The organism is Nocardia sp. NBC_00508, from assembly GCF_036346875.1.
GTDB lineage: Bacteria > Actinomycetota > Actinomycetes > Mycobacteriales > Mycobacteriaceae > Nocardia.
Genome location: NZ_CP107852.1, coordinates 283,176 through 305,746, shown reverse-complemented (window position 1 = coordinate 305,746; position 22,571 = coordinate 283,176). Strand labels below are relative to the sequence as shown.

Genomic DNA, 22,571 nt, shown 5'->3' with positions numbered 1-22,571 from the left:
ATGCCGGTGGACGGTTCGTGGTCGCTGAACCCGGTCGTGGAGCTGCGCACGTTGTTCGAGGGTTTGCCCACTGTGGTGCGGCGCCCGATCGAACTGGTGGTCTTCGGGGGAGACCTGCCGCGCGCCGACGTCTCCAGGATGCGGTGGATGGCCGCGGAGCTGCGGGCCAAGGCCGCCGCCATGAACGGTCACGCGGATGACGCGAAGAACCTTCTGGTGGAACAGGATTCGGTGGGCGCGCTCGGCGACCGGGCGCGCGAAATGTTGCAACTGCACCACGACGGCGCGGCCAGGCTGCGGGAGGAAGCGCTGGTTCTGGCCGATCAGGCGCACGCGGCCGCCAACGATGCGGAGAAGACGCTGTGCGTGATGTTCGCGTTCGGCATCGAGCTGGCCTGGCGCATCATCGGGACACTGTCGGCGGCCGCAGCGGCGGGTCCGGCCGGAGAGGTCGCGGCTGCGCCCGTGGTGGAGTCGATGCTGGTCGAGGGCCGGGGCAGGGTCGCGCTGATGCGCGCGGGCCTGGAGCAGGCCTACAAGGTCGGCGCGGCGAAGACGGCGGCCCGGCTGTCGGCGTTGGGGCCGCTCCGGTTCGCTGTTACGGTCGGCGCGGCTGCCGCGCTGCCCGCGGGTGTCGACCTGGGTGTGCAGATTCTGCAGGTCGCGTCCGGCGACCGAGTCCCCACCGCGTCCGGACCGAACGGCGAGAACCCGAGGGGGATCGATCTGAAGTCGATCGAAGCCGCGGGCTTGTCGGGGGGCGGCGGTGCGGTGGGTGGCACGCTGCTGAGGGGGCTCGTGTCGAGGGTCTCCCCCGCGGCGGCGACCAACCGGGCGGTGCTCGGGCTGGTGACCGGGACCGGGGGCGCGGTGGCGGGCCTGGGTGCGGCGGCCCTGGTCACCGGTTGGCCGGAACATTTCGACGAGCTTCTCGTATCGCTGCTCAACGGCGGATTCGCCGGAGTCGTGGACAGCCACCGTGGCGCCCGCCCGGATGCCGCTCCGCTGCCGCGGGAACTGGTCGACGGCAGCGGGGTCTACGTGCCACCCGATCCGTCCAAGGCGAGTCTCAGCAAGGACGCTGTGCTGGGTCTGGCGGGGGCTCCCCGCGGCGCGAAATCGCTGTTGCCCGCACCGACTGCTCCTGCGGACAGCAACAGCGGCGCCACCCCGCAGCCGAGGAGTTCGGCCGCGCCCGTCCATGCTACGGGCATCGGGGCGCCGCGGCCCGGAGAGATGGTTCCGGTGGGTTCGCGGGGCGCGACGGGAGATGGACAGCACCAGCTGGAGGAGGCGGGAGACCTGCCGCGGCGCCACGCCGATTCGGGATCGGGTGAGCAGGCGGGGGAGGACCGGCAACTCGGTGAGCCCGAGTCGCCTGCGCAGCAAGGCGATCGGGCAGCGCCGGACCATGCCGGTGATCGAGAGGCCGGCGTAGACCTTCCTGCTGGCTGTGATGAACCCTCGGATGGCGGTGCCCAGGCTGGTGGTGATGTGCAGGCCGGTGGTGGCGCTGCACAAACCGGTGATCGTGCGCGTGACGGTGGTGGTGCGCTTGACAATGGCGGCGCGCGCGATGGTGGTGGTGCACGCGACGGCGGCGGTGCGCAGGCTGGTGGCGCTGGCAATGCGCACACCGGTGCTGGCGGGCAGGGCGCTGGTGGCGGCGGTGGGCAGGGCGGCAGTGGTGGCAATGCGGGGGCCGGTGGTGCGCAGGCTGGCGGTGGTGGTGTCCGAACTGGGGGTGGTCCGGCTTCCGGCGCGGTCGTGTCCGGCGCCAGCGGCGACCATTTCGGTTCGAAATCGCAGCAGTCGGCAGATCATGGCAAGGACGACGCGGATGCGGCGAGCGGTGCCCGAGGCTCCCGGGGGCATCCGGTCGTCGACGTCGCGGCCGGGCAGCAGCCCGCGGCAGCGCGGTCGGGGGCAGGATCGGCCAGGGTCGATCCACCGGCGGAGGTGGGCGACGCGTCCGGGGGCGGCGGTGCGGGTCCGGCCCGGGTTACGGCACCTGAGCACGCGGACGAGCCGCCGTCGGTGCAGCATTCCGGGGATGCGGTGCCGGCCGATGCCCGCCCGTCCGTGCACGACGGAACCGACCGTCCGGCGGAGGAGCTGGCGCAGGAGCTGGTCGCTTTGCCGTCGGCGGATCCGGTGTCGAAGAAGGACCTCACGACCGAGCAGCAGGCGCAGTTCAAGGCTGCGGCGCAGAAGGCGCTGGCGTTGTATCGGCTGCGGCAGGAGGAGCTGGCGGGCGAGTCGTGGGAGCAGCGCAGGCATGCGATGGAGCACGGGGATCGGGTGGAGTCGGTGCTGCGGCTCATCGACGCGATGCGTGAGGGAACGGGGAAGACGCCGCGGTGGAATCAGATCAAGGCGTTCCTGCTCGGTGAGCACGGGTTCATGCGTCAGATGGGTACGGGGCAGGGCAAGTCCATGGTCGGTGCGCTGGATACGTTGTGGCAGCTGTCGCGCGGGGAGCCGGTGGCGCTGGCGAGTGGGGAATCGGTGCGGGTTCATCATGTGATCACCACGACCGAGGTTCTGGCCAACGAGGGGGTCCGAGAATTCGCGCCGATGCTGCGCAGCCTCGGGTACGAGGTCGCGCGCTGGGATCCGCACAATCCGCCGGGCGAGCCGGAACATCCGACCGTCTATTACATGACCTACGACGAGCGCGCGACGGCCGAGTTGTTCGACCGGCCGCCGCCGGGGAAAACCGCGACGATCGATGAGGCGGACGCGGTGCTGGTGCACAACCAGACGGTGCACTATCAGTCCGACGGGCAGCGTGAGGTCGCGTCGGCCGCCGAGGCCACCGCGGTGTACCGGGTGCGTGACTTCTTGAAAGCCGTCTTGCGCAGCAGAATCACCGCCGAGAAGGATCTATCGGTGCGTCTCGAGGAGGCATTCCACGATGGTCCGTTGACGGCGCGGGATGTCGTGGCGGCACGGACGCTGACACCGACGGAGATCGGGGCGGCACGGAGGCTGACGGCGCGGTTGCTGCGCGAGCAACCCGAGCAGTGCCTCGACACGGTGACCAGGTTGTGGGAACGCTATGCCGGGCGGACGTTCACCGCCGAGGAAACCGAGATGGCCCGTGCGTTCCTGGATGTGAAAGCGGGCCGGTTGAAGCTGAATCGGGATTTCCAGATCTTCGGAGAGCAGTCCGACAAGAAGGTTCAGATCCTCGACGAGTACGGGAAGCCGCGGAGTGATCCGAAGATCGGCAGCGAGAGCCGCTGGTTCGGCGGCCGTCACAAAATGGTGGAGGCGATGTTCGGTGCCCCGGTGTATTCCGATGGGACGGGGTCGAAACAGGTCACCGTGGAGGACGTGCTCGGCGGATACGAACGGTTGCATCTGATGTCGGGCACACTGGAGCGGACCGCGGCGGAGATCAAGGAGAATTTCCCGGTCGAGGGTGGTTTGGCGAAGGTGGAGGACTTCGGCCGGTCGAAGCTGGCGGGGGAGGAGGATCGGATATTCCTCACCGAGCCGGAGAAATTGCGGGACGCGGTGGTCCGGGTGCAGCAGTTGCAGGCCGAGGGGCGGCCGGTGCTGGTGATCTGCCCATTCAATGATCTGGCGCGGAAATTCTCGCTGATGTTGACCAAGGCGGGTGTGGAACACAATGCGATCGATGCCCGCTGGTTCGCCGAGCACAGGGACAACAACGCCGCCGAGGAACACCTGTTGTCGGTCAAGGACACCGCAGGTGCCCGGGCCGCGGTGACGGTCGGCACGGGGATGCTGGGCCGGGGGTTCGACGTATCGATCAGCGACGAGGTCAATCAGCTGGGCGGGGTGCACGCGCACATGCTGGGGCGCTCGCCGACCAATCCGGACGAGGATCATCAGTGGGCGGCACGCGCGGGCCGCAACGGCCGCAACGGCAGCTTCTGTTTCAACGTCGCGGCGTCCGACCGTCTCTACAGCGAGGCGCAGCATCACGGTGCGCGGATCGCGGTTACCCACTATCGGACCGCCGTGGCCGAGCACGCCGCGGCCACCGCCGGATACACCGAAGCCGCCCGTCGGGCGGGCGATATGGATGCGGCGCGACCGGGGGAGGCTGTGCGGAAAGCGCGGGCGAAACTCGACGCTGCCGCCGCCGATGTCGCCGCGGCGGAGCGGGAGATGCGCAGTTTGGCCTCCCCACTGCAGAACGCCGCCGCCGACCGCGCGTATCTGGAACGTGCGATGCGCCGCGCCAACCAGGCCCACGCGCCCCCTGGCGCGGGTGGCGATGCCGTCAGCTCGGCAACCTCCTCCGAAAGCGCCACCGGGGCCGGCGTCGCCCAGACCTGGGTCGAGACCGGGCATGCCGGGGCGGGCTTTGACCAAATCGAAGCCGACACAGTCGCCGCCGAGGGGGATACCGCCCGTGCCGCGGTGCCCGCGGTGCATGCCGGGCCCGACAGCGTCCAACCGCACCTGCGGGGCGACCGGTTCGCGCGGCTGGCCGGATGGCTGGGGATCCCTGCATTTCTCCAGGCGGCCGCGTTCGATGACGATGACGATGACGATGATCCGCTGAGTAGGTTGCTGGAACGAGCCGGTCTGTCGTCCGCTGCCGTGGAAGCGCTGAACCAGCACCTCGATTACGCCCCGCCCGCGGCGGTGATGCGGGCGGACGCCCTCACCGACGAGCAAGCGCTGAATCATTTGATGCCGCAGCGTAACCGGCTGGCAGCCCAACTCGGCTGGGAGCCCGCCCAGGTTGCCGGGGCGGAGGGCGTGCGCCAGGTCGGCGCCGCCGTCGACACGGGCCGCGGCGAGCTGGCGACCCTGCTGGGCGTTCCCGCCGTCGACGTGGACGCCGCCGCTGCCCGCGCCGTGCTCGCCGACGCGGTCACCCGCCTGCTGGACACCACCGAGACTGCTGCGGACGACGAACCGGCCGCCGAGTTCCTCGTTCTCGCCGCCTCCTTCTACCTGGCCGCCGGTGCCCTGCTCGACCTCACCATTGCCATCCACCAGCGCAGCCCGAAGAGTTGCGTCAACAACGGCGTGACGATGATGCGGGTGCTGTACCCGGACAACGAGTACGTCTACCACATTCCGGACGACATGCCACTCCGAGGCCACGACGCCGAAGACACGGAGCGGGCCTTCGGCGGCACGTTCCGGACATTCGGATCGCTGGCCGATGCGGCCGAAGCGCTGAAGGAAAGGCCCGGGGGGAGCCAAGCACTGGTCTACAAATGGATGAACAAGGGAGAAGTCGAAAGCCACCTGGTGCTACTGGTCAACGACAGCGACCGGGCAGATGCCCCGAACCTGGTCGTCCTGGACATTGCGGCCGCCCCCGGCGAGGCGCCGATCACCCCCACTGATCTCGCGGGGCGGCGCATGCTGCTGGATAGAGCAGTCCCGTTCCAGCAATGGCAGCGTGAACAGCAGGGGGCCATAGGCCAACTCGATGAGGCGGACCGTGGCTTCTTCGCGATCGAGTTCGACAGCAGAGGCGAACCCCTCGCCCGCCTTTCCACAACGCAGCGTCCGGTCGTCTCCTCCTCGAGCCCCGGTCTTTCCCCGCCATCCGTGTGGTCGAGCCGTGCCCCGCCACCTCGGCGGAGCCAGTTCGCGCTGGCCGGGCACCGCACCCCGGGTGACGGCGGGCCACCGGGTAACTCCCGCCCGGCCACTCCCGGTCCCGAGATCCAGCACGGTCCCGAGATCGAGCACAGCCCCGAGATCGAGCACGGTCCCAAGGCGGTGTCGCGGTCGGGCCAAGGTGATGGTCGTATCGGCAGCCGGCCACTGTCGGATCCTGGCGGTCGCTCCGGCGAAAACGCCGCCGGGCTTGTCGGCGAGCGCTTTCCCGCTGCCGGGTCGCCCGCTGCCGGTGTGCTGGCGCGGCATGTCGATGCGGTAGGTGTCGAACGATTCCTGGTGGTCAAGGAGGTCTCCGACGACGGCGGGCCAGGCCTGTGGCGGCTGCCGTCCACGCGCGAGGCGGAGTTGGATGGCCACGCCATGGGTCCGTCGAGCACCACGGAAGCCGGCATTGTGCTGGTCGAGGCGTCCGAACGGTTCGGCGCGGGTGCCGACCGTACGGAGATCGCCGATGCCCAGTGGCTGACCCATGCAGAGCTGGACCTCAGAGTCTCCAATCGCCAGGTGCAGGAAGGCTGCGCTGCAATCCTGTCCTCGGTACTGCCGGAATTCGATCAGGTGCCGTCGCCGGCGGACGCCGCCGGGGAACTCGCGCGGCTCGGATCACGCCTTACGCTGAGCGCGGACGACATCGACCGCCTGATCCGCAGGCTGACCGGACGACCGGCCGACGCCCAGGAAAAAATCGTCGGCTATTTTCACTCCCTCGCCGACGAGTTCGAGAGCAACAAGATGGCGGCCGAGGCCTACGCCGAAGACGGGCACAGCGCCCGGCTCGCCGATTGTCTCCGCAGGCAGCAGGTTCGGATCAGTATCGCCGCTCATCCCGATATCGAGGATGTGATCCTGGCTCCTCAGTCGGATGTCATTCTGTTCGAAATGGTGCACAGCGATCATTGGACCGGCGCCACTATCGGCGATGGGATCGAATTCCTCGCGGGATCCCAGGTCTCCGGCGCTCTTCGAGAGATTCACCGGAACAATTCTCACTTCGCTCGCTATGTCGGGAGAAGGATGTCGAAACCGAGCGCGGCCGATTTCGACAGCATGCGCCGGGAGTTGAGCCGGATTGCAGAAATACCGGGAGGTGCTGTGGAATCCCGTTTGTTGGAGGGATTCGGCAGATATGTGCCACCGCCGCGGTCCGGCGACATCGGCAGGGTGATCTTCGGTGGTTCGCCCCGTGGCGACGAGGTGACCTCCCAAGACCGAGCCTGGGATTTCCTGCTCTCTCTCGATGATTTCTCCCCCGGTTCGGTCCGGCAGAAGTTCGCCGACGTTTTCCTGGCGGCGGGCCAAATCGCGAATATCCCAGATCATGTGAGCTCGGACGTCACCTTCACTGCGCAGCGGCTGCGTGAGGTGGAGGAGATCTACCTCACCGGACCGCACGGCGGCGACTTCATCCGCTACGTGGAGAAGGTGAGTGAGCTACCTCCCAGCCAGCGACCGCCGACGGTGCGCGCGGCGATGGAGTTGGTCCGGGACGTGACGCCGGAATTTGCGCGATGCCTTCGCGATCTAGTGGCAGATGGCGCCCAGGCAGTTGAGCGAGAGGTGCTCGGACTGCGGCACGCGGGAGACGCGGGCATCCGTGAGTTGAAAGAGATCGCACGCTCGTTCGTGACCGAAGTGAAAAGCGCAAGCATATCGCCGGAGAATCTGGCGAAGGTGCAGTCTTCGGAATTCCTCGCCCGATTGCTGATCGCTGTCACCAACTACGACACGTCAGGGTGGGGTCCCAGCGGTGTCGTGTCTCTGCGTGAACTGCTCGGCCACCACGATCGGGCAGCGGCGGAAGGCCGCATCGCACCGATGCCCGCGGCGTATCGGACCAGTGGTGTGCTCGAAGTCGCCAAACTGCGGACACGCAGCAGTGAGTCCGGGCCGCAGTGGACCGAGGATCTGCTGACGCGCTTCGCAAGGCTGTCCGAGAATCTGCGGCACGCGCACTCGGCACTGACGGGGGTCCCGCGGCCGTTCACCTATCTGCTCGGCAAACTCGGACGGGGCATCGCCGAGCACATCGAGGCATTGGAGCGTTCCATCGCTTCGGGCACGCTGGCCGACGGTGCGCCCATGAACGATATGGCCCGCCGGAATATGGTGGCTCGAGCGCAGGAGCTGAAGGAGCTCACCGCACCGGAGGCAGACGGAACGACGCAATTCCCGATGCTCCGCTCACTTCGGGATTTCGAGCGGAATTTTCAGCGTCTGGCACGCGTCGGCGAGTTGCATGACGATCTGCGGACCATCTGTTTCGCCTGGGCGATGCGGCAGCATCCGGAATGGGTCGATCGGTTGAGTGATCTCCGGTCGGATGAACCCACCCTGGAGCACGTCAGTCTCGTCCGGGATTTTGTTGAGCACATCACCAACCGGGAAGTGTTCGAGCACTACTTCTCGAACCGGAAGGGTGCGAACATATTCCGCCGGATGACCAGTGTCGCTGCGCTGGACGAGGCGATATTGCGCACCCAGGGTGTGGGAGTTTCGAGCGATACCACTCGACTGCAATTCGTCCCTACGCGGGGGCCGCTGCTCGAACTTTCCGGGCATATCGCCAGCGCCTGTTGGGCGGGGAAGTATCCTTCGGTGGCCGCGGCCATGCCGAATATGACGGCCGTCATCATGGTCCGGAATCCCGACGACCCTGGCCGCACCGCGCTGGCCGGTGCAGGCCTTCTCATCGAGACCACCAACGCATCCGGTGAACCCATTCTCCTCGTGCGCGGTCTCAACCCGTTGGAGACGTATATCAACCATGTCTCCGTCGCAGATTTCTACCGCAAGTTCACCGATTGGGCGCAGGGCATCGCCGCGGCCCGCGGGCGTCGCCTGGCCATCGTTATCGACGGCCGTGCAGGCGGTGCCGCGACGAATCGCCCCGTGTTGTTCGGGCACCTGGCGGCGGAGCGCCGGAAACTGACTCCGGTACAGGTCGATCCGGGGGATACCGTTTTCAACGGCTATAACGTCACCCAATGCGCCTACCTCGTCCAGGCGGACAACTCCCCTGACGAGCGAGAACAGCGCGCCGGGCCGCGCGGCCCCGGCGGTCTTATCGGCAGCCGGCCATCGACCGATCCGGAGGGTGGCGCCGAACGGAGTCTGCCGTTGCCCGCGGAGATCATCGCGCGCGAGATCGACGAGGTGACCGAGATCCTGCGCGCGCGGGTGCCGTTGGAACAGCTCGGCGATCCGGACATCCGGCGCGGGATTCGGCTGGCGGCCGAGGGGCTGTTCGCCAACCGGACGTTGTACGGCCATCCCGACATCGGTCGCGCCGACCAGATCCACAACCAGGCCTTCGAACTGCGTGAGTTCGGGGTGGCGGCGCTGAACCACAACGGCATGGACGTGGCCGAGCACCTACGCCGCATCGTGGACAACGGTGTGCTGCAGGGCGCCGGCCTGCGCGAGATCATTTGGGCGATGGCCGCCGATGCCTGGAGCGATCTCGTCTACGGTGGCGGGCGGCGCAGCGACGACGGCGAGGGCTACGACGAGTTGCGCTCTGCGGAGTTGCTTCATGACCGCGCCCTGTTGCACGGGTTCGACCCGAGCGCTGCTCGGATCCTGGCATTCGCGGTGAACGGCACCGGATTCGACGAGTGGACCCGAAGCCAGCTGATCGCGTCACCCGCCGCCGTGGGGGAGATGCGGCAGCGATGGGGGGAGATGACCGACGGTGAATTCGACGCGGCGACGCGGGTTGCCCGGTGGGTCGCCGCCGCGGACCTGCAGACGTTGTCGGAGCCCGACGCGGTCGTGCAGAGCATCGAACTGGCGCTCGAAGACCTGCTGTCACGGCGCTTCGACCCGGCAAGGACTTCCGGGCGAGTCCGGTCCGAATGGGGTGCTCGGGTCATCGACGTCGGCGAGGCGCTGCGGCTCGCGGACCGATTCGGACGTCTGACGCCGGAAGGTGGCCATGTCACCGCGCGACAGGCCCTCATCGACCACCTGCGCGCCAACGCCGGTTTCGTTCATCCCGACACGGGATACCGGCCGCCGGACGGGTGGCTGCTGGCCAACCGGGACATGCGCCGCGACCACGCCGCGAAGATCCGGGAGATCGCCGACCGTTTGGCGAGCGACCCGGTTTATACGCCGCTCGACGCCTATCGCGACGCCCGCGCGCACGCGGCCGAGATGCGGGAGGAGTACAGCGGCTTCCGCTGGCAGCTGGTCGTCAGGCCCGGCGCTCACGCATCGGCCCCCGGCACCCTCGCCGACCTCGTCGCGGCTCGACTGCCCGAATCTGATTCTTCGGGGATGTCTCAGGACGTCATCGAGGCGATGCCGCGGGTCGCGGACGTGGCCCGCGCCCGGGCGGGGGAAACCCCCGTGATCGTCGTGACCTCGTCGCAGGACACCGACGGTCGGCCGCGATTGGTTGCCCAGCTGGACTACACCCGGCCGGATGCCACCGATCCCGCTCCCGGTGTGACGGCGGAGGACCTGCGCCGCGAGCTGTCCGACGCGGATTGCCACATCGACGTCGAGACTGCCGATCCGTTGCCTCAGGGCCAGGTCTGGCATCGTCTCCGGCTCGACTTCACCAGGCAGCGGATTCTGGTGTGTTGCGCCCAGTGGGGGATGGGCGGAACCGGTATGGCCACGTTGAATGTGGCGCTGTGCCAGGCATTGGCCGAGGCCGGGCACGAAGTGACGGTCCGGACGGGAGAAGTGGGGCGCGCTCCCCGGATCCGTGGTGTGACGGTGATCGGCCACCGCGAGAGCGGGGCTCTCGCTGTCACGCGCGAGCGGATGCTGTCCGACTGGGACGAGCTGCCGGAATCGATGGATCTGGTGATCGTGCACGATGCGGGCGACGGTCTCGCCGCTGTGCTCGCTGCCGAGGAGCGGCACCCCGCCGCGAAAGTCGTTCGCGTCAATCATCTGACGCCGATGCTGCGGGCCACCCTCGGCAACAATCCGGAACGTGGCCGGGCCAAGGTCGCGGCCGATGTCTATCTGGCGCGGCGTGCACATCTGGTGACCGGGCTCGGATCGGTGCTGGCCACCGACGCGCTGTCGGCGGCGGTCATGGCGGGGCACGGCTCGGTGCACGAGCTGCAGCCGGGTTTGGTGATGGCCGGGCAGCCGCCGGTTCCCGCGCCCGGCGACCCGGCACGGATTCTGTTGTTCGGCCGTGCGGACGACCCGTTGAAGGGCGTGGCGGAGATCGCCCGCATTGTGCGGCGGCTTCGGGCCGGCGGGCGCGACGTGCGGCTGGTGGTGCGGGGCTATCCGAAACGCGGCATTGATTCGGCCCGCGCCGAGTTGGTCAGGCTGGTCGGCGACCCGGATGCGGTCGAGGTGGCGCCGCGGACGTCGAATCGTGCGACGCTGCAGGCGGATATCCGCTCGGCAACGGTCGTGGTGATGCCTTCGCGTGCCGAGGGCTTCGGCCTGGTGGTTTTGGAGGCGATCGAGCAGGGCGTGCCGGTCGTGGTGCCGTCGTCCAGCGGAGTGGGCCGGTTCCTCGCCCAGCTGGCGGAATACGGCGACCAGGCGGATCGGTTCAATCTGGTCGAACAGCCTCTCGGTGCGGCGCCGGATGTCGAGAGCTGGGCTGGTGCACTCGACTCCGTACTCGACGATGTGCCCGGCGCGTGGGCGGCCGCGCGCCGGTTGCAGGAACTGCTGCAGCCGTACACCGGCAAACGCAGCGCGAAGATGCTTGTGCATGCCGCCCTGAACACCGATCCACACCCTCGCCCGGCGATCCGGCCGTCCCGCACCCAGGTGAGGATCGAGAACGGGCATGTGGTGGCGCGCGGCGAGGAGACCGACTACGAGCGAATACTCGCCGTGGCCGACGCGATGGAAACCGATCCCGCGGTGCGGCGAGCTGTCATCGGCGGCACGGTCGTGGAGTTCGCACCGGCGCGGGATCCGCTGCCCATCCGGCTCGCGGCGGCGGGCGCCGATGAGTGGCTGTTCGATCCGTCCGCGAGAACCGCTGCGTGGCAGGGCGATCCACGCGCGAGCATCCTGCGGGCGTTCGTGGCGACGGTGTCGCGGCATGGATTCGGCGCAACCACCGTCGACGACGTCTGCCTGCGTGCGCGGATCCACCGGGACACCTTCCGCGAGCACTTCCTGACCACCCACAACGCCTTGGCCGACGCGCACCGGGAGGCCCTGAGCAACCTGAACCAACTGGTCGTCGACGAGGTGCGTGCCATGGCGGCGTCGGACCGCGCCGCCCGTGTCGCCACCGCGGTGGACACATATGTGAGCGCCCTTGCCACACGCCCGGCCATGGCGCGCGTGCTGCTGGTCGAGGGGTTCGCCGCCGACCCGGGAGCGCGCGCCGAACTCACCGTGGGCATGACCCGAGAGATCGCCGCCACGCTCGCGACCGTGTTCGAGGAGTCGATCACGCCGACGCGGGAGCGCCGCGCCTTGGCGGCAGGGGTCTACGGCATGCTCGCCGACTGGGCCGCGACCGGCGACGCCACCACCGTGCCTGCTCTCCGCCGAGGTCTCGCCGATCTGCTTCGGAACGGCACGACGACCGCGGCCGTCGGCTCCGCCGCCACCGACAGCCCGGCCGACGCTGCGGTGCCATCTCGGGAACAGCACAGTCGCTCGGCACAACGGACGGAACCCGATGAGCGGGAACGGATCCTGACACAGCTGATCGCGGTCACGGCCGAACAGGGTTACACCGAGATGTCTCCAGAGACCGTCCAGCGGCGCGCCGAGGTGTTGCCCCGGACATACCGGAAATTGTTCTCCGACAAGCGAACCGGCTTCGAGGCCGCCTGCGCGGCAGCCGTCGAGCGCGTGCGGGTCGCCTCCCGGGCCGCCATGCCGGATGCCGCGGGCGACGACGTGCTGTCGCGGCTGCGGGCGGCCATCCACGCCTACCTCACCGCCCTCGCAGAGCATCCGGACGAGGCCCGCGTGCTGCACCTGAACCTGCTTGCACCCGGCCCTGGATCACACCGGCTGCACGACCGGCACCGGGCGATGCTGGCCGCGCACCTCGACGAAGTGGTCGAGGAGATCGACGCCCGCACCGCCCGGCTCCTCGCCTGCGCGGTCGCGGGAGTCGTCACCGATCGGATCCTCTCCGGCCGCACCGCCAGGACCGGAAGCCGACGGTCCGCCGACAGCGAGTCCGAGCGGATCGCGACCCTGCCCGAATTCGCACCGACGGTGACGGCGGCGGTCCGGTCTCTCCTCCCCGATATCGGCGGGTCGACGGCCGCCGACAGTGACGCTCCCGGACACCAGCCCACCGGACCGGAGCGGTTCGACGGCTATATCGGTAGCCGCCCCGGGGAATCCACGCCGCGGCCCGGCCGCCCGTCACGGGGTGAATCAGCCGTGTTCGCACCGGACATGTCCGGACAGCAGGTGCGCGCAACGGTGGCGGGGCTGTTCATCGAGCGGCACGGCGCGAGCGGTCCACAGGGATTCATCGGCAGCCGGCCACAGGAGGGGAACTCGTCCGGCGACGACGCGTCCGCCGGTCCCGACTTCCAGGACTTGGTGCTCGCAGGCAGGGAGTCCGGAACAGCGGAACGTTCGCCGGTCGAGGATGCGCCGGGGGTGCGGGTCGAGTCGGTGACCTTCGGCAACGGCACCCGAGTGTTCGCGGAGACGTACACCGACCCGGTGGCCGCTCTCGAGCAGGTGCTGCAGCGGAAAGTCGCTGCGATCATGGACGCGCCGGTCGGGCGTACCTGCCTGATTCTGGAGGACGACACGGTCTATCGGGAGATCACTCCCGGGCAGCCGGGCAACAGCCTGCAGGCACCCGACCGCGGGATTCTCGGCTCGCGCTCGGCCAGGCGACTCGGCCTCTTCGACGCGGTGACCAGGACGGACCGCGCCGCGCCAGAGTGGAGTGTCGGCCCGGACAACGAGGTGAGAGGCGGTCGCGCCCCCTCCGCGATCGATGCGACGCCGACCGGTGCATTCGCCGCGATGTTCGTGCGGCATATCGACGGCCGTGAGGTGTGGCAGCACCACGGCATGACGAGGTCGGAGCTCTCGACCATTCGGGAGCGGGTGGCATACCTGCAATCATGGATTTCGGATCTTCCGATATCCAACGAGTACAAGCCCGCGCTGCGTCACATACACGGCCGGTACATGGACGCGCTGGCGGAGGTCGAGTGGCACGCCGTGCGCACGCCGGGCGAGATATCGCATCGCGCCGGGCTCGACTTCGAAGCGCAGGCCAAGGCGCGACGGGTCGAAGCGTTCAACCTCGACTACCCGCACATCACGATCGTGGGGTTCGACCATCCGGATGTTCCCGCCCACGTCGTCGAGGAGATCCTCGGCGCGCTGGACGAGATGCTCACCAGGTTCCCGGGCCGTACCAACATCAGGGGACTGTGGATCGATTACCTGGGTAACGAGAACGCCGGCGCCGCATCCTTCGCCCAGCGTGACTCCGAATCGACGTTCCGAACCCTGGGGATACAGTTCAGCCTGCGCAATGCGAGCAGGCCGGATTGGACTGTCGAACGCGGTATCGAGATGCGGGAGCGCGGTCTCAATCCGATCGGTGACAGACCGTTCCACCACGATGCTGTCCACGAATTCGTCCACGCGATCGATGCCGTGGAACTCCTGTCGGTGACCCTGCGGCAGGTGCTGGAGGAAACCTGGTCCCGGCTCCACGAACTGGGCCTGATCCGAGAACCCGAGCAGACCTGGCTCGCGCGACTGCCCGTGTACGCCTTCGTCGACGAAACCAAGGCGAGGCTCCGTGAATACGAGGCGCTTGCCGTCGGGTTCGCCGAGACGGACATCCACGGCGCGGCGGTCGGTACGCCGCAGTGGGCGATCCACGAGTACGTCACCGCCGGTCGGCCACCGCAGATCACCCCGGAACTCGTCATCGATCTCCCGGGGCAGGAGGATAACCCAGGGAGCCGGCCGGACACGGGCAACCACGGATTCATCGGCAGCCGTCGCCGGGAGCAGTCCGATCCGTCGTTGGACGCCTCGCGGGGCGCGTGGCTCAAAGCATTGCGGCTCGAACAGGGGATGAAGCAGAAGGACGTTGCGCAAGCGGTGGGCCTGACCAATGCCGCACTGTCCAATATCGAGAACGGGCGACGGACCTCCCTCGGCACTTTTCAGCAGGTCTGCCGCGTGCTGGGAGTCGAGGGCGAGGCGCTGACCGAGGCTACTCGGCGGTTCTATCCTGATGTCGAGCTCGAAACCGATGCTGCCGCGCATGATTCGCCGGGTGGCTGGGTTGCCGCGCATCGCAACAACCTGGGCATGACCAAGGCGGACCTCGCCCGCGCGGTCGGAGTGACGCCGACGCGGATCGGGGAGATCGAGAACGGGGATCGCCCGCCACCGAACCTCTTCTTCCGGATTGCTCGAGCATTCGGCGTGGAACAGCAGGCGCTGGCGGAGGCTACGCGTAGCCTCTATCCGGATCTCGTGCTCGATCTCGACCCGACGGCGCACAATCCCGCCTCACCCGGTAACTGGATCATTGCGCTGCGGCACGGCCAGGACACGACCCAAGCCGAAGTGGCACGCGCCGCGGGCACGTCGGCCGGATACCTGGCCGGAATCGAGACCGGAGAATACACTCCGACCTCGATCATCTTCCTGCGGATCTGCCGGGCCATGGACGTCGCGCCGGAACTCCTCGGCACGGCCACACACCATTTCTATCCGGATCTCCAACTCGATCTCGATCCGGACACCCACGATCCCGCGTCACCCGGCAGCTGGATCGTGGCTCTGCGTCACGACCGGGACATGACCAGGACCGAGCTCGCGGAAGCAATCGGGCCCGGCTGGGGACATCTCGGCCATATCGAGACCGGAAATTATGTGCCGAGGTTCGCGGTCTTCCGGCGAATCTGCGAGGTATTGGAGATCGACGACGAACTGCTGAGGGTGGCAACCCGGCACTTCTATCCGCACATCGATCTCGACCTCGAGCCAGCGGCACACGACCTCGGCAGGTGGATCACCGCGCTGCGTCACGACCGGGACATGAGCCGCGCCGAACTCGCCCGTGTGACCGGTCTGTCCACGACGTACCTGGCACAGGTCGAGACCGAGAATCGACGCCCGCGGTTCGGCACGTTCCGGCGAATCTGCCGGGCGCTGGGAGTCTCGGGGGGCCTACTGATCCAGGCGGTGCGGGACTTCTACTCGGATACCACCGCCGATATCGATCCCGCTGCACACGAATCGCTGGGGCGTTGGATCGCGGCGCTACGTTACGACGAAGGGATGTCGACGACCGAACTCGCGCGGCGTGCGCAGATGCCTCGCAGCACTCTTTCCAGTATCGAGAACAATCGTTATCTCCCGCGGCTGAGCAAAGTGCGGCAACTGTGCCGAGCGCAGGGCGTCGGCGGCGAGTTGTTGCTGGAGGTCGTCGAGCGATTCTACGCCGATCGATACGAGCGTTCCGGCTATCGAGACGAAGAAGAACTATTCAGACGGTATGTCGTGACTCGGGTGGGTTCGCCCGAAGAAGGAGAGGTCCAGGACGAGATTCTCGAGAGATTCGCGTGGGTTCCGAAGGCAGTGGCCCGTCGCGAACCTCCGGATATTCGTGACGACGCGGGACAGGCCGCCTGGATCGGGATGCTGAGCGCGATCGCCAACCACGTTCCGTCTGCGTCGTTCGCTGCTCATGCATGGGCCAGTTGCCGCGGAGCGGTGTTCCGGTACCGTCTCGCGCTTCGATTCCCCGATCTCGACAACCGCACACGGAAGCTCGTGAGCACGGTGGAAGCGCAGATCAGCAGGATGGTCTCCGCGGGTGCGCCGCTCGAGGACACCGAGATCGCGCGGGGAGCGGGATTGAAGGTGGCCGATGTCGCGCTGGCTCGGGAGATCCTGGCTCGGCCCACTCTGCGGTTGGACTCGCCGATCAGCGGCAACCACGGGTCGCCGCACCGGGACGTAGCCGATCCGGTTCCCGCAGGGTTCTCCGATACCGACTTCGTGATGACGGTCCGCGCCGCGCTTGCCGACATGGCCGACCCCGCCATCGCGGAGCGGCTGGTCATGCTGCACCTGGTCGAGGGCATGTCCTTGGCCCGCACCGCCGAGCGGCTGGGGTTGCCGGCCGCCGCCGCGACAGACGTTCTCGTCGATACGGTCGCCCGATTGCGCAGTGCGTTCGACCATCGTGAACCCGCCGACGTCACCGCGAGCGAGCAGAACCGGCCGACGCCGTGGAGCAAGGCGAGGGCGGAGCCGGATCTGCCGCCGAATCCATCGGTGTTGCGCGGCGATTCCGCGCCAGGCGAGGGCACGATCAGGCCGGACGGATTCATCGGGAGCAGGCCACCCGAACAGGGTGAATCTTCACATAGGCCGGCATCGGAGGAGACGCCGCGGACGACGCCGTGGTCGCGGCGATCGGACAGTGATGCACACGTCGCGGCAGACACGGTGGAATCACATGTGGTACCCGCGTCGCCCCGCGTCGTGGAGTCCTTGCTCGGGTACTTCACCCGGACAGACACGATCTACTGGTGTCAACTGAAACCGGACAGCCTCTTCGCCGAGTGGGGCTGGTCGAGTGATGGGCAGCTTCCCGGCCTGGCCCCAGACCTGCCGCTGAGCTGCATCGACATGGTGGTGTACGCCGCCGTCGCCGCCGGCGCACTCGACCGCGAACAGGTCCGCGCCATCTACAACTGGGACGACCCTGACGACTTCTCCCGGCGCTGGGTGCACGAACTGCCCGGCCTCCTGGTGCCGGCCGGACGGCAACTCCTCTCGGACCGTGACATGGGGTCACGTCCACAGCGCGGTGACGTGGTGATGTGGTTCGGCACGGGTGAGCCGGGCGGAGACGAGCGGTTGATGCACGTCGCGGTGGCGGACGGCGAAACCGATCCCAGGGTTGATTCCGCCTCCGTGCTTTCGTTCGGCGCCGATTGCTCGTGGCTGCTGTCACAGCCGCGCCGCGGCGAGACCAGATTGAGCGGAGTCGAACTCACGACAATCGCGGAGATCAGCAACACGATGCTTGCGAACTGGTCGCACACGGTACGTGTCGAGTTCGGACCCGGTCCGTGGACGAAGCCACCGGCCGGCGGCCGGGAGCTTCGAGTGCCACCGAGCCGGGAATCGCGGGCCTTCCAGCCGTTCAACAAGAAGAATTGGCGCCGTGAGTTCCCGGGCTTGGCCGAATGGATGGAAGGACGGCCCGACGCACAGCGATTGACCGCCGCGTTCGACGAGTGGGAGCTGGCCGAGGGCGCCGCGGGTGCGCCGACGCGATTGGTCGAGATGGTCGACGCCGCCGTGTCGAGCCCGCGGATCGAAGCGGCGCTACGGTCGCCCGGGACGTCACCGATCGAGGGACACCCGCAGGTGGCGGTACAGGCGGACCGGGACGGCAACCCGACCGGCCTGAGAGTCGCGAGCATGGGCGAGCACGGCAGTGTCCTGCGCAAGCTGTTCACCGAACGCCCGGACGCGCTGGACACGATCCGGCGCCGCGGTGGCCAGCTGCGGATCGCCTACGACGGCGTGCGGCTGCGGATCGACGGAGAGGTTCGCAGCGAGCATCTTCAGCCGGACGATGCCGATCCGAGCCGGAAACTGATCCCGGGCCGGCTGCTGCACGAGTACCTGCGCCTGTGCAGTGCGGGAGCGCTCGACAAGGCGGGAACCAAACCCGGGAGATCACCGAAACGATCGAGCTTCGAGCAGTGGATAGCGGCGCTCCCGCCGAGCGTGTTCAAGGGGCCCGGTGACTCCTCTTACACGATGACGTCCAACGGCCACATACTGACCGACCGTGCGGTCGAGGAGGGATGCCGGCCACATCGGGCTGACGAGCCCGATGATCCGCACGGCGCCATGGCGGCGCTGCGCCGAATAGTCCTCGACGTCCCCGACGATGCCATCCTCCCCACGCCGATGTCGGAACAACCGGCACCGTTGACGGAACGCTCAAGCGAAGTGCTCGACCTCGGTGTCGTGTCGGCGCGTGTCACGGTCGGTAAGGACCCATCTGGCCGGTGGCGGCTGCTCGTGCAGCCCTACGCACCTGTGTACCCGGGCGAGGTGCTCACACAGTGGTGTGCGCAGCTGCATGCCGGCAGCCGCCGCCGTTTGCTGAGCCTCATCCGGCGGCAGTTGAGCGGCCGAATGGTCGGCTCACCCGCAAACCCTGGTGCTGGACCGGTCGGTTACATCGGCAGCAGGCCCGGGGATGACGCGCCGGCGGATCCGGTGCGTGCGGGGGAGCTGGAGCGTGCCGGAGCGGCCGCGCCCGCCGATCTCATCGGGCCGGTCGACGCGCGTGCCGGTCTGCCGACCTACACCCCACCCGATGCCGAGCTGCGCATGCGGGCCGATCGGGTATTGCGTGAGCATTGGGGTGCCGGGGCGAGCCCGGACGATCTCGTGTACTGGTGGAGGAGATCGACCGCGAAACGCGCGGTGGCTGCCGCTCAGGAGTGTGCGGAGCACGCGGCCCAGAACGCGCGTCGGACGCGGAATCTGAGCGTGGACGACCTGCGAGCGCTGGCGCGGGTGTGGCCCCAATTCGTCGGCAACGCAGGCGGATTCCCGAGAGGTGTGCGCGACCAGGCCAATCGCTGGGCTTTCGCGAAAACGCGGGGCGCACTCGAGGTCGCGGCGATAGCGACCCAGCTGAGCGGCCGCGAGCGGGCGCTGCGGGACTACCTGCTGAATGTCGAGGACCTGTTGATCCGGGCGCGTCAGCGTGCTGCGACGATCGAGACGCCAGGAGTGCCGGCGCCTACCGTGCTGCTCGAGCGGTTCGATACCGACGATCCGGGTGCCGGCTCGATCATGATCTCGTTCGGCAGCGGAGATCCCGTCGCGGAGGCGTGGCAGGTGGACGGCACCGACCGCGATCTGCGCCGCCTCGATCAGCGAATGCAGTTGGCGTGCAACCATTATGAGGTCGCGGTGCGGGAGAACCCGGAGCGCCCGGTCAGGGTCGTGGTGTGGTCCGGGACCGATGGTCACCGCCTGGCCGGCGATATCGCGGCGCTGTCTGCTGACATGGACACCGGGGCAGCGCCGCACCCGTCGGTCCGGCCGGAACTCCAGTTGGTCGTACACGGCAACGGCGGTCGACCCGCGAAGAAAGCTCTGGCACACGAGTGGGCCGCCCGTAGCGTCGACACGGTAGTGGTCTGTGGCGAGGCGAATCTGAGGACGATGAGTGATGCACTGGCGGGCATTGCGTCGTCCACCGACGTGTACTACGGAATCGCATCCCGGGTGAGCAGCCCAGCAAAAGCGAAGGATCTGCCAGGCGTGCAATTCGCGTGCCGGTTTCCTACCGGCGAGGCGGGACGTAGGAATGCGGTGCTGAAGGATATGCGCGATATGGCGCAGAGATACGAGAAGGAGCCGTTCGAGGCGGGTAAGCCGATCGATGTGGAATTCCTTCTGTATATCGACGATCGCACCAAGGCGCCGACGGAGTCGCTGGAGAATGTGGGCCGCATCCTGGCCGGTTATCCGGATCGGGTCGCGCGCCATGATCCCGTACAGAAAGGGTGGGTCAGCTTCACCGAATGTATCGAACGCGCCGTCGATGAGCAGACCGAGTCCGTCTATGCCGGCATCCTGCCGCGTAACCCGCACGGCGTGCCCACATTGAGCGAGACCGGCAGCGACGCCGCTCTCGCCAGGAGCGCGATCGAGAAGCGCGGCGGCCCAGGTGCGGGGCCCGAAGTCCTGCTGCATCGAGGTCTGCCGGACGATTTCACGAGGGCCGGTCGACTCGCGGTCGACAACAAACGGTGGTGGAACTCGCTGCACGGCGACGAGCAGCGCGCGATCGTGGCGTTCTGCCCCGGGATCGTGGGCAACGCGCCGGGACTTCCGTCCGAGGTGGCGAACTACGCGAACGACTATTGGCGATATGCCACTGCCTCCGCTATCCATGCGAAAGGCAGGACGAACGCGAGTCGGACCGAGCGTCAGGTTTTCAGGAACTTGTACGCCGTCGGCGAGGCACTCACCCGTTCGGTCACTGTGCACCGCGACATCCCTCCGCCGGTCGTCACCACAATGGCGTTGGACCCGCAGGCGTTTGGAGGCAACGGATCCGGCACGTTCGTCATCGGCAACTGCCGGCTCGAGGATGCCGAACATGTGGTTTGGTATGTGGACGGTGTCAACACGCGGCTGCAGTCGGCGCCGGTTCGCTTGGCGAGTGCGCGGAATCTGTACGAGGAGTTGGTGCGGGCGGATCGTTCCACCAAGGTCGCCGTGGTGTGCTGGATCGGCTACGAAGCGCCCGCCAACAACAAGGAAGCGTGGGCCTCCAGGCCCGAACTGGCAGAGGCCGGTGGCAGGCTGTTCGCACGCGACGCGCTGGCGTGGCGTGCGGTGATCCGTGCGAGGATGTCGAAGCTCGGTTATAGCTATGGGACCCCGGTCGTTGCCGAAGGCGGCGTCGGCGGCCGGTTGGACGGTGTCTTCGAACACGGCGTGGTCATGGGCTCGCCCGGGCGCGGTCTACGGTTCGACAGTGCCACGGATGCCAGCTGTCGCAACACCTGGGTGCTGGCCCAGTCCGACGACCCGGTCACCGGTTTCGGCGGGGATGCGCCCGATGCGCGGGGCCGCGTGCTCGGTGACGGGCCATTCGGGCTGGGGACCGATCCGGCCACCGACACCAACGCGACGCGAGTGCGTGCCGAACGCGGCTTCCCATATTCGCTGGCTCCCTTCGATGGGCACGGCGAGTACCTGGAGTATTCGTTGCTCGGTGCCGCACAGCCCACGGAGTCGTTGCGGCACGCAGCGTGGTGCCTCTCCGGGCGGGGTGATGAGGTGCCCACGGAGCAGCATCGGCCTGCTGTCGACAATCCGACGGCGATGCACCGCATCCGCGCGAGGGTGGTCGACGCAGCCAGTGATCGCCGTGCGCCGCAATTGGACGCGGCACTCGCCGCACCGGGCGATCACCGGTCCCGCCGCGACCTACCGGGACCTGCCGCGGGAGTGGCGACCGATGGGGTCGGCGGGCTGCGGCCGGCTCCGGTCGAGGCAGCCGGAGCGGCAGTGGGTCCGTCCGACGTCGCGCGGATGGGGCCGAGGCTGGCGGTGCAACTCGGGAAGAACGGGCTCGCGGATGCCGGGCGGGCGTGTGCCGACGCCCTGATGATCGGGGTGAATGCGATCGCCGTGGAGGTGGGCCGGGCTGCCGGGGATATGGCTGCCCTCGACGTGATGTGCCGGTCGGCAGCCTTCGAGGATGCGGCGCTGTCGGTGGAGGTGACCGCGGGGCCCGCCTGGTCCGAGTCGCAAGTCCGGGCGAAGGTGGCGGAGATCGCGGCCACGCTGGAGCGGCAGGGCATACGAGGGGAGCTGCACGCGTTCGACCTCCGGGTATTGACGGCAGCCGCAGAGCTGGCACCGGACTGGCAGCGCGTGGCAATGGTCAACACGCTGACGGTAGTCACCAAGAGAATGCGTGGCGCGGCCGGTTGGATGGCTCGCGCGCTGCGGCCGGGGGCCGAGAAGATCGACGCCATCATCGATGATGCGCGCCGTGCGGGGGCTACCGGTGTCGCGATCCCGTACCCACTGCTGTCCCAGGATTTCGTGCGGCAGACCGCCGAGGCGGGAATGCGCCTCGCGGTCTGGGACGTAACCGGTTCCGTCCGGATGCGCGAAACGCTCAGGACGGACGTCGGCGAGATATGGACCAGACAGACAAAGGATCTCGCACTCCTGCGCGCGGAGGTCGCCGAGAGCGGATTCCGGATACCCGAGGCGTTCTCACCCGCGACACCACCATCGGATGGTCCACCGATGTCCACGCCGTGGTCTGGGCCCCCGGGCGATGACGGGTCCGGAACCAGATCGGGCGGATAACGGCGGTCTGGTGTCGGTGCGGTCCTCTGGCACGTGGCTTGTGGCGAGTTCGCTCCATAAGAGTGTCCTATCGGCGGATCGAACTGCGCGGCGTG

1 protein-coding gene is annotated in these 22,571 nt (G+C 68.1%); it reads left to right on the top strand.

Annotation, left to right across the window (positions count from 1 at the left end):
• Positions 1-22,476 carry a helix-turn-helix domain-containing protein gene (locus OHA40_RS01170; RefSeq protein ID WP_330231210.1) on the top strand — a complete coding sequence of 7,492 codons (22,476 nt, stop codon included), beginning with the start codon at positions 1-3 and terminating at the stop codon, positions 22,474-22,476.
• Positions 22,477-22,571 lie beyond the last annotated feature (95 nt).